Here is a 3,394-nt window from a genome sequence, read left to right as displayed (position 1 = left end):
GTCACCGTGCGACCGTTGGACATTGTCGCCGCGGCAAACGACAGCTGATAGGTACCCGCCGTGGCGACGTCGACGGTGTACTCGACCCATTCGCCGTTGGCGATCGAGCCGATCGAATTGCCATTGTCACGCAGGTCGACACCCTCGTTTCGGGTGTTGTCACCCAGTTGGACTTCGCTGCTGTCGTGATAGGCGACTTCGGGACCGCCCTCGTCATAGAACCCCGCGTTTAGCGTCAGCCCGCCGTCAACGGCCCAGGGCGTTCCCGATTCATTGAATGCCGTTTGAGAGGCCGGCGCCAGGCTAAAGGATTCCAGGTTCTGGGCCCCGCCGTTGAAGGTCAGGCGCAGCGTCTGCGTGCCCGCTTCCAAGGCCACGTTCTGACTCTCGGTCTCTGAGAAGGTGTTCCAGCCACCCGTATAACCGACACCGATCGTCGCGACTTCGTAGACGCCAGCGCCGTCGTCGAAAGTCGCCGTGATCGAACGTGCGCTGCCGCTCTGCGCGCCCAATGCAGACAGGAACGAAAGATCGTAGACGCCGGCCTGATCGACATTCAGGGTATATTCGACCCACTCGCCGTTCTCGATCCAGCCGATGGCATCCCCGTTACCCTGAATGTCCACCCCCCCCTCACGGAAGTTGGTCCCCATTTGGGTCGCGCTGGAATCTTCATAGGTCAAGTAAGACGCGCCCTCATCGAACAGCGCCGCGTCCAGCGTCAGGCCGCCATGGTCGACCTCCCAAGGCGTCGCCGTTTCGTTGAAGGGCGTTCTGGCGGCCGGTTGGATACCTTCGACCAGAAAAACGTTATCGTTATAGTCGTAGTTGATGCCGGTGTAGTCCATGACCACGAAATACGTATTGGCAATAGCGATACCATCCGTGTCGTAAGCCTGGAAAACGCGCACGGTATGGCCCCGCTCGATCCCGGCATCTTCGGCCGGCGGCGTATTGCCGCCATGAGGATTCAGCGACGGGTCGGTCGAAAGGCCGGCAATCGAAATCCCGAAGATGTCGTCACCTGCCCAGCTGTCGGGAATTCGGCCTGGATTAAAGGTCGACGTGGCATAATCGCCATTGGCTACGTGCGGTAGCAACGACTGACTATAGAGACTGTCGTGATTGCTTAGCGACACTCGCGCCGAGGTGTCACCCGGGGCGTGCAACGCCAACAGTGCACCGCTGTATCCGTGGAACGCCGCCAGTTGCGTGACCGCGACCGACTGCACGCCGTCGGCAATCTGCCAATAGCGTGACAGCACTTCCTGATCATTGGCCGCTCGGTAGAGATCGAAATCCTGCAGCACGGAGCCGCCCCCGCCATCCAGCGTCGATAGACCATCGATGTGATTGCCGAAGCCGAACACCCGCCAGATCTCATTGAGATTGGGCTCCCACCCGCCTTCATCGCGAGCCTGCCAGAAGCCAGCCAGCTGGATCTCCGTCACGGGTTGATCGGCGTCATCCGAGACGATCGTCATGGTTCCTTCGAATACACCATCGGCAGCGTTACTGGTCGGGGGGGTGTAAGCGTCGCGATCGAACAAGACGCCGACTTCAATGGATTCACCGGGCGCCAGTTTCAAACCGTTCAGGGCGTCCGAATCCGCCAGCATGAACGGGCCGCTCAGCGTTACGCTACCCACCGCCAATTCTCCGGTACCGTTGTTGGTGATGATGACAGAGCCACTGTCTTTGTATTCCCTCGCCACGGGAGAAGAGCTGGTAGCGTCGTTGTCCTCAAGATAGTTGAAGGCGATACGATCATCGAAGTAAGCCGGGTCCGTGCTGACCACGCTGATTTGGCCGTCACTGGGGACCGACAAAGGCTCATCGGGCACTACCAGCGAATCGATATCCGGTCCGACGCCGTTGGGCGCCGTCACCGAGACCGAGTTGGTGCCGGCAGCCAGCGTTACATTGACGGTCTGAGTGACCCAATCGCTGACCGTCTGACTCTCGGCAGGGAAATTGACCGTAGGATAGCTGACGCCGTTGACCGTCAGCGCCAGCGGACGATCAGCCTTGCCTGTCGTCAGCGAATAACGGAAAACGACTTCGTAGACACCGCTCTGATCGACATCCACGTTCCAGGTAATGGTTTGATCGCCAGTGCCGACGAAGTCGACGAAACCGGTGCCTGAAGCGTCACGATCACTCTGTGTCGTGGGCACGATGATCGCGCCGCCCTCGAGGGTGGCGGTCTCTGCTTCATAAGTCGCATAGCCCGGTGTCGTGTCTTCTTTCAACAATTGCAGCCAATCGATATTGGGTCCGGTATTGCCCACGTTGGCGAGTCGGACCGTGTTATCGCCGGCACCGAGATCGATCTGGATAGTGGTTTCCGTCCAATTTTCCCAGCCCGCGCTACCCACGCCAGTCGATGCGAAGGCAATCGTTCCCTGCGGATCGCCATCTACCGAAAGTGTCATCGGGCGGCTGCTCGTTCCACTGGCGGCGTAGCGAATCGTCAACAGATAGGTCCCCGCTTCGGCGACGTTGACCGAGAAAGATCCTGCATCCCCCGCCTGAGAGCCCATATCCAGATAACCGGATCCGCTGAAATCGCCCCACAGATTGTCGGCACCGCCACCACTCGATTCGGGGTTATCCGCATTGCGAACGACGGTATCGGCGGTCGAGATTCCATCGTCGGTCAGCAACGATTCGCCTTGGATAGTAAAGACATCGCCCGACCACCCTTCGGCGTTGACGATTTCGATATCGATCGACTGCTCGCTACCCGTCAACAACTGACCGTTGTCATCCAGCGCGTCCAACTTCATGTGTGTCAAACCGCAATCCAGATCGGACGATAACGTGAACCGATAGGGACTCTCGGTAGAAACCAGTTCGCTGGCTACGCCGGTTGGATCGGTCACAGTCAATGCGACGCCGGCGACGTCACTGGCGAGAAAACCGCTGCTGTCGATGGGCGTCACCTCGAGCCGGTAATTGTCGCCGATAAAATGACGGGTGATGGCAGCGCCCTGTGCCAATGTTTCGACGGTGCTGCCTGTCTGGGCATCGATGATGGACAAAGTGAACATGTATGAAGCCTCTACGCTTTATGTGGGTGGTTATAAAACGAGCGAAGATGACCGTCGTCCGCTCGACGCCTATCGAAACGATGCAATCCCTGTTTGCTGACGAACGAATGTTCCTTTTCAAGAAACCAGCCCCATTAGACCCAATTCACTCAACGGGTCTCACCACATCTACCCTACTAGACACGCTCGACTTCGCTTCTTTTGATCCCGGAGCCAACAACCTGGGCGACCCCTTGGGGCCGCCCGGCTCATTGATCGATAGATCGGAGCGTCGTGATGCGTCCACAACAGTCAGGGCGGTTACACCGGGTACCGCGACATGATTGAAATTCGTCACGGAC

1 protein-coding gene is annotated in these 3,394 nt (G+C 58.6%); it reads right to left on the bottom strand.

Annotated elements, in window-relative coordinates; all coding sequences use genetic code 11:
• Nucleotides 1–3,053 (bottom strand): carbohydrate-binding protein (locus DOM27_RS17845; RefSeq protein WP_157956794.1); only part of this gene is annotated, 3,053 nt, incomplete at its 3' end.
• Between the last annotated feature and the right edge of the window lie 341 nt (nucleotides 3,054–3,394).

The organism is Salinicola halimionae (genome assembly GCF_003206065.1).
GTDB lineage: Bacteria > Pseudomonadota > Gammaproteobacteria > Pseudomonadales > Halomonadaceae > Salinicola > Salinicola halimionae.
Note: the sequence above shows the minus strand (reverse complement) of the source record. Positions and strands in the feature narration are given on the sequence as shown.